Raw genomic sequence first — 7,194 nt, forward strand, 5'->3', positions numbered from 1 at the left:
GCCCCTGGCGCCGGAACCCCTATCGGGCCGCCAGAACGGCTTCCTGCCGGGGCATCCGGTTAAACTTTCGGCCGGAGATCCCCCCATAAAAATCACGTCCCCAACGAGGAAAAACCCCATGCAAGCCCTTGCGGCCATGCCTTTGACCGTCGCCGCGGCGGTTCGCGTCGTCCTGACCGACATCGACGACACGCTGACCACCGAAGGCCGCCTGCCGGCCGACGCCTACGCCGCGCTGGAGCGCCTGGAACAGGCGGGCATCCAGGTGGTGCCGATCACCGGCCGCCCGGCTGGCTGGTGCGACCATATCGCCCGCATGTGGCCGGTGCGCGCCGTGGTGGGGGAAAACGGCGCCTTCTACTACGCCTATGACCGCCAGGCCCGCCGCATGACTACCCACTACTGGACGGACGCCGCCTCGCGCCAGGCCAGCCGCAAGCAGCTGGACGCGATCCGCGACCGCGTGCTGGCCGAAGTGCCGGGTTCGGCCGTCGCCAGCGACCAGGACTACCGCGTGGCCGACCTGGCCATCGACTTCTGCGAAGACGTGGCCGCCCTGCCCGACTCGGCCGTCAGCAAGATCGTCCAGATCTTCCACGACGCCGGCGCCCAGGCCAAAGTCAGTTCGATCCACGTCAACGGCTGGTTCGGCGACTACGACAAGCTGACCATGACCCGCACCATGTTCCAGCGCGAATTCGGCGCGGACGTGGCCAGCGCCCTGGACAGCACGCTGTTCATTGGCGATTCGCCCAACGACGAACCCATGTTCGCCTACTTCCCGATTTCGGTCGGCGTAGCCAACATCCAGGCCCAGCTGCATCGCCTGACGCATCGCCCCGCCTTTGTCGCCGCCTTTCACGGCGGCGCGGGTTTCGTCGAAATGGCGAACCGGCTGCTGGCGGCCCGCCAGGCCCCGCAGCCGCACGCGCAACCGGCCTGAGGTCCGCACACCGTGGCCACCACCAAGACTCCCGCCCCCGCCGCCAACGACGGCCGCCGCAGCATCCAGTCCATCGAAGTGGGCGTGCCGCTGCTGGCCGCCCTGGTCGACGCCGCCAAGCCCCTGACCTTGCGCGACCTGGCCGCCGGCGCCGGCATGACGTCCGCCAAGGCGCATCCGTACCTGGTCAGCTTCATCCGCGTCGGCCTGGTGCAGCAAGACGCCATCACCGGCCAGTACGAGCTGGGCCCTTTCGCCTTGCAGATGGGGTTGGTCAGCCTGCAACGGCTGGACCCGGTGCGCATCGCCATGCCCGAGATCGCCAAGCTGCAATCCGAAATCGGCCATACGCTGGGCATCGCGGTGCTGGGCTCGCACGGGCCCACCATGATCCACATGACCGAAGCCAGCTACCCGGTGCACGTGAACATGCGCAAGGGCACGGTGATGTCCATGCTGCACACCGCCACCGGCCTGGTATTCGCCGCCTGGCTGCCGCCGAAGGTCAGCGAGCACTACATCGCCCGCGAAGAAGGCGACACGGCCGTCATCGCCAGCATGCCGCCCCCGCGCAAGGCCTCGCGCGCCAATATCGAAGCCCAGCTGGCCGACATCCGCGTGCACGGCATGGCCCGCGCGCTGGGCAACCCGCTGCCCGGCGTGGACGCCTTGTCGGTACCCGTGTTCGACAACACCGGCAACATCGTCCTGGGACTCACCAGCCTGGGGCCCACGGGCCTGTTCGACGTGAGCTGGGACGGCGCCATCGCCCGGCCGCTGCTGGCCTGCGCGCAGGAGATCTCGCGCAAGCTAGGCTACCGGGCCTGAAACGAGGGTCTGGCCCGGGCCTGGATCGAACCCGGCGTCGGACCCGTTCGATTGATCGCAAACAAACGAACATAAAGCGAACAATTCGAACAAAAGACGAAAAGAAAGGCAGGGACTTTCCCAAGTGTGCCCGTCCCCGCTTGTGTGGTTGAATTCAGCAAATATTCAAATTCATCCCACAAGAGGAGACAAACCATGCACGCAATGCGTCTATTGCAAGCGGCCGCCCTGGCCGCGTTCGCCGTTGGCGGCACCGCCGCCCATGCCGCCGACACCTGCTCCAACCGGGGCGACCTCGACCAGATGTATTGCGACGCCAATAACGATCTGGTGGCCGATACCCCCACCGACGCGTCCAAGCAGAAGACCCCGTCGACCCTGGTGTTCACCTACACCCCGGTCGAAGACCCCGCCGTCTACGAAGACATCTTCAAGCCGTTCACCAAGCACCTGTCCGAATGCACGGGCAAGCGCGTCGTGTTCTACCAGGTGCAAAGCAACGCCGCGGAAATCGAAGCCATGCGCTCGGGCCGCCTGCACGTGGGCGGCTTCTCCACCGGCCCCACCGCCTTCGCCGTGAACATCGCCGGCGCCGTGCCGTTTGCCGTCAAGGGCTACGCCGACGGTTTCCAGGGCTACAACCTGATCGTCATCGTCAAGAAGGACAGCCCGTACCAGAAGCTGACCGACTTGAAGGGCAAGAAGCTGGCGCACACCGCGCCGTCGTCGAACTCGGGCCACATGGCGCCCGTGGCGCTCTTCCCCAAGGAAGGCCTGACGCCGGACAAGGACTACAAGGTGGTCTTCTCGGGCAAGCACGACCAGTCCGTCATGGGCGTGAACTCCGGCGACTATGACGCGGCCGCCGTGGCCTCCGACGTGTTCAAGCGCATGGTCGAACGCGGCCAGGTCAAGGAAGCCGACTTCCGCGTGATCTACAAGAGCGAAAAATTCCCCACCTCGTCGTTCGCCTACGCGCATGACCTGGAACCGAAGTTCCGCGACCAGATGCTCAAGTGCTTCTACGACTACCGCTTCCCCGCGGAAATGTCGAAGGCCTTCGACGGCGCCGACCGCTTCTATCCGGTGACCTATCAGAAGGACTGGGCCATCGTCCGCCAGGTGGCTGAATCGGGCGGCGAAAGCTTCAACCGCGCCGCTTACGACCGCGAATCCGCCAAGAGCAAGAAGTAATCCAGCATGACGACGTCGCTACGCATTTCCGGCCTGGTCAAGGAATACCGGGCCGGCCGGCCGGTTCTCAATGGCATCAACCTTGAAATCGCCGGCCAGGGCCTGACCGCCATCATCGGCCCTTCCGGCACCGGCAAGAGCACGCTTCTGCGCTGCATCAACCGGCTGATCGAACCCACCCAGGGCGAGATCGTGCTGCAGTCCAAGGACGGTTCCGTGGACCTGGCCCGCGTGCGCGGCGCGTCGCTGCGCCGCGCGCGCCGGCGCATCGGCATGGTGTTCCAGGAATACAACCTGGTCGAACGCCTGACCGTCATGGAAAACCTGCTGACCGGACGGCTGGGCTACACCTCCGCCCTGAAGGCCTGGATGCGCCGCTTCGAACCCGAAGACATCGAGCATGCCTACAAGCTGCTGGATACGGTCGGCCTGGCCGGCTTTGCCGACCAGCGCGCCGATGCGCTGTCGGGTGGCCAGCGCCAGCGGGTGGGCATCGCCCGCGCGCTGATGCAGCGCCCGCAACTGCTGCTGGCGGACGAACCGACGTCGTCGCTGGACCCGAAGACTTCGGTGGAAATCATGGAGCTGCTGTCCGTTCAGGGCAGCGCCACCGGCATTCCCGTCATCGTGAACATCCACGACGTCGAACTGGCGCGCCGCTACGCCACCCGCATCGTCGGCATGTCCGGCGGACACGTGGTGTATGACGGCGACGGCCAGGGCCTGGACGCGACCATGCTCAAGACGATCTACGGAGGCGAGTCTTGGCTGGAATGACGCATCCCCGGGGCAACCGCCCCTTCGCCATGTCCGGGCGCGCCAAGGCGGGCCTGGTGTTGCTGGTGATCTACACGATCTACGCCGGCGCGCAGCTGGATTTCAGCTGGGCGCGCTTTGAAACCGGCATGGGGCACGCGTCGACGTTTCTTTCGCGCATGTTCCCGCCCAATTTCGAAAAGCCCGCGACCTTGTGGAAGGGCATCGCGGAAAGCCTGGAAATCGCGGTGCTGGCCTCGGTGCTGGGCATCCTGTTCGCGCTGCCCGTGGGCCTTTTGGGCGCCCGCAACATGATGCCCGCGTGGGTATCCTGGCCCGCGCGCTCGCTGGTGGCCCTGTGCCGCGCCCTGCACCCGGTCATCGTCGCCATCCTGTTCGTCAAGGCCGTGGGCTTTGGCGCGCTGGCCGGCATCCTGGCGCTGACGGTGGCCTCCATCGGCTTCATCGGCAAGCTGTTCACCGAGGCCATCGAAGAGATCTCGCTCAAGCAGGTGGAAGCCGTGCGCGCAAGCGGCGCCTCGTTCGCCAACGTGATCATCTTCGGCGTGCTGCCGCAGGTGTTCGCGCGCTTCATCGGCTTTGCGACCTACCAGTTCGACTCCAACCTGCGCAACTCCACCATGGTGGGGATCGTGGGCGCGGGCGGCGTGGGCGGCACGCTGTTCTCGGCGTTCCAGCGCTTTGACTACGACTTCGTCAGCGCCATCCTGCTGACGCTGATCGCCATCATCATGCTGGGTGAAATCATCGCGGGCTTCGTGCGTGCCGTGTTCCTGGACAACCTGGGCTTTGACCGCATCCTGCAAGGGCGCATCGCGGGCGCCCGCGGCATCGGCTCGACCAAGCCGCCGGCGGCGCGCAAGGCGGAGGTGGAAGAATGAACGTCCATGCCTCCACCCTGTACCCGGCGGGTTCGCCGCGCGTGTGGCAGCGCTACAGCATGGGCCAGCGGTTGCTGCGCTTCGCGCTGTACCTGCTGGTCGTGGCCGCCATCGTCCAGGCCATCCGCGGCGTGGAAGTCATACCGGAGTTCCTGTATGACGCGCCTGAGCAGATGGCCGACCTGTTCCGCCGCATGTGGCCGATCGACTGGGCCTACTACCCGGCCGGCGTGCACAACGCGCTGATCGAAACGCTGCACATCGCCACGCTGGGCACCATCCTGTCCGTCTTCATGGCGGTGCCGGTGGGCCTGCTGGCGGCCAACAACCTCACGCCCAGCAAGACCATCAACATGCTGGCGCGGCTGATCCTGGTGTCCAGCCGCTCGGTCAATTCGCTGGTCTGGGCGCTGCTGTTCATCGCCATCTTCGGGCCGGGCGCCCTGGCCGGCACGCTGGCCATCGCGTTCCGCTCGATCGGTTTCGTGGGCAAGCTGGTGGGCGAAGCCATCGAAGAGGCGCAGCGCGGCCCCATCGAAGCCGTGACCGCCACCGGCGCCAGCAAGGCATCGGTGCTGTGGTACGCCTACTGGCCGCAGATCCGTCCGGCGTTCTGGTCCATCGTGCTGCTGCGCTGGGACATCAACGTGCGCGAATCGGCCGTGCTGGGGCTGGTGGGCGCCGGCGGCATCGGCATGGCGCTGGACACCGCATTGAACCTGTTCCAGTGGGACCGCGTCGCGCTGGTGCTGGCCGCGATCTTCGTTGTGGTCGTATTGGCCGAAATCATCATCACCCAGGCGCGCAAACGCATCCTTTAAGCGCGTCCCCGTTTTACGCTTGTCGGTTTCCCCTGACCAGCGCTCCTTGGCGCCGCCCTTGCAAAAGGGGCGGCGTTTTTTCTTGCCTGGCATGCGCCTTCGCTTGTCCGCGACGCGCGTTCACGTCTATGCTCAATGTGAACAAAATATGAACCGTCATCAAATCCCGCCCCCCGGTTGATTAAGATCTCGGCTTTTGCCGTTGGACACCCACCGCCATGTCGGAACAGGAATTGAAACTGCACGTGCCCACGGCTTCGCGCCAGGCCGTGCTGCGAGAGATCAAGCAACGCGAGGCCACGCGCATCCGCTTGCATGCCATGTACTTCGACACGCCCGAACGCGAACTCGCGCGGGCGCGCATCGCCATCCGGCTGCGCCAGGAAGGCCGCGACTGGGTCCAGACGCTGAAGATGCCCGGCATCAACGCCATCACCCGCATTGAACTGAACCACCCGCGCCCCGGCCCCGTGCTGGACTTGTCGGTGTATGCCGGCACGGAAGTCGAAGCGGCGCTTGCCGCCGTCAAGGGCGAACTGGGCCTGCGCTACGAAACCGATGTGCAGCGCCTGCTGCGCAAGGTCCGCACGCGCTTCGGCACCGTAGAGCTGGCGTACGACACCGGCATCCTGCGCGCCGGCGCGTTGGAACTGCCCATCTCGGAACTGGAATTCGAACTGGTGTCGGGCCGCCCCGCCGCCATCTTTGCCAGCGCGCGCGGCTGGCAGCAACGCCACAGCCTCGTGCTGGACCCGCGCAGCAAGTCCGAACGCGGCGACGCGCTGGCCCAGCTGGCGCAACGCCTGGCCGATGTGGACGCCATCCCCGGCGACGACCTGGAAGCCCGCCGGGCCCAGGCCATCGCCCAGTTCTGGGCGCCGCGCGGCGCGGCCGGCGTGAAACTGCGCGACGACATGACCCCGTCGCAGGCCATGGGCCGCATCGCGGCGGAATGCCTGGACCAGATCGCGCGCAACGCCGCGGTACTGGCCGAGGTCGACACCGAAGGCGTATACCGCGCCGGCAATTCCGAACACGTGCACCAGCTGCGCGTGGGCGTGCGCCGCCTGCGGTCGGCCTGGAAGCTCTTCGACGGCTGGATCGCGCCGGTGCCGGACACCATGCTGCAAGGCGTGCGCACGCACTTTGCCGCCTTCGGCGCCAACCGCGACCAGGACGTGCTGAACGAAACCGTGGCGCCTGCGCTGATCCGCGCCGGCATGCCGGTGATTCCGATGGAAGCCGCGCCGCCTGAACAAGACGCCCAGACGATTGCCGGCGGCAAGGCCTTCCAGGCCTGGTTGCTGGAACTGCTGGAGTGGAGCCTGGATGTGCCGCCCGCCGCGCCTGCCGGCAATGGCCAGACCATCGCCAACGGCACGCCCAGCGACGCGGCGCCCGAGCCCGCCATCCGCCTGGAAGGCGGCGTGGCCGGCCCCAGCGTCAAGCCCACCATCATCCCCATGCTGGCGCCGGAACCCGATCCGCAGCGCTTGCACAAGCAGTTGGCGCGCCGCCTGCATCGTTGGCATAGCAAGGTGGCCGACCAGGGCACGCAGTTCGCCACGTTGGACATCCCCACGCGCCACGAACTGCGCAAGCGCGGCAAGCGGCTGCGCTACAGCCTGGCGTTCGCGGAATCGCTGTTGCCCTCGGGCAAGCTGCGCGGCTACCGCAAGCTGCTGTCCAAGGTGCAGGACGTGCTGGGCGAAATCAACGACCTGGCCGTCGCCAAGGAATACTACGAGTC

General features: G+C 66.6%; 7 protein-coding genes. All 7 read left to right on the forward strand.

Going from position 1 to position 7,194, the window contains the following annotated elements; all coding sequences use genetic code 11:
- Nucleotides 1–118 precede the first annotated feature (118 nt).
- On the forward strand, nt 119–943 hold the full coding sequence (locus ACO6D5_RS18045) for an HAD-IIB family hydrolase (protein ID WP_315845522.1): 825 nt from the start codon (nt 119–121) through the stop codon (nt 941–943).
- Nucleotides 944–955: 12 nt separating this feature from the next.
- Nucleotides 956–1,771, forward strand: a complete 816-nt coding sequence (locus ACO6D5_RS18050) for an IclR family transcriptional regulator (RefSeq protein WP_485826110.1) — start codon at nt 956–958, stop codon at nt 1,769–1,771.
- A 195-nt stretch (nt 1,772–1,966) separates the two neighbouring features.
- Nucleotides 1,967–2,965: a phosphate/phosphite/phosphonate ABC transporter substrate-binding protein gene (gene phnD, locus ACO6D5_RS18055; protein WP_006227609.1), complete on the forward strand. Its 999-nt coding sequence runs from the start codon at nt 1,967–1,969 to the stop codon at nt 2,963–2,965.
- A gap of 6 nt (nt 2,966–2,971) precedes the next feature.
- Nucleotides 2,972–3,742 carry a phosphonate ABC transporter ATP-binding protein gene (gene phnC, locus ACO6D5_RS18060; protein ID WP_006227608.1) on the forward strand — a complete coding sequence of 257 codons (771 nt, stop codon included), beginning with the start codon at nt 2,972–2,974 and terminating at the stop codon, nt 3,740–3,742.
- Complete coding sequence (gene phnE, locus ACO6D5_RS18065) at nt 3,739–4,623, forward strand: phosphonate ABC transporter, permease protein PhnE (RefSeq protein WP_485826111.1); 885 nt, start codon at nt 3,739–3,741, stop codon at nt 4,621–4,623. The genes phnC and phnE (ACO6D5_RS18065) overlap by 4 nt, the downstream gene beginning before the upstream one ends.
- Nucleotides 4,620–5,444: a phosphonate ABC transporter, permease protein PhnE gene (phnE, locus tag ACO6D5_RS18070; protein WP_485826112.1), complete on the forward strand. Its 825-nt coding sequence runs from the start codon at nt 4,620–4,622 to the stop codon at nt 5,442–5,444. The genes phnE (ACO6D5_RS18065) and phnE (ACO6D5_RS18070) overlap by 4 nt, the downstream gene beginning before the upstream one ends.
- A 218-nt stretch (nt 5,445–5,662) precedes the next feature.
- Nucleotides 5,663–7,194, forward strand: a 1,532-nt coding sequence (locus ACO6D5_RS18075) for a CYTH and CHAD domain-containing protein (protein WP_485826113.1), incomplete at its 3' end; no start/stop codon positions are given.

This window comes from Achromobacter sp. (assembly GCF_057314935.1).

Excerpts from the sequence above, each read along its gene's own strand:
- ACO6D5_RS18045 (WP_315845522.1), top strand. The coding sequence starts at position 119 with ATGCAAGCCCTTGCGGCCATGCCTTTGACCGTCGCCGCGGCGGTTCGC.
- phnD (WP_006227609.1), top strand. The coding sequence starts at position 1,967 with ATGCACGCAATGCGTCTATTGCAAGCGGCCGCCCTGGCCGCGTTCGCC.
- phnC (WP_006227608.1), top strand. The coding sequence starts at position 2,972 with ATGACGACGTCGCTACGCATTTCCGGCCTGGTCAAGGAATACCGGGCC.
- phnE (WP_485826111.1), top strand. The coding sequence starts at position 3,739 with ATGACGCATCCCCGGGGCAACCGCCCCTTCGCCATGTCCGGGCGCGCC.
- phnE (WP_485826112.1), top strand. The coding sequence starts at position 4,620 with ATGAACGTCCATGCCTCCACCCTGTACCCGGCGGGTTCGCCGCGCGTG.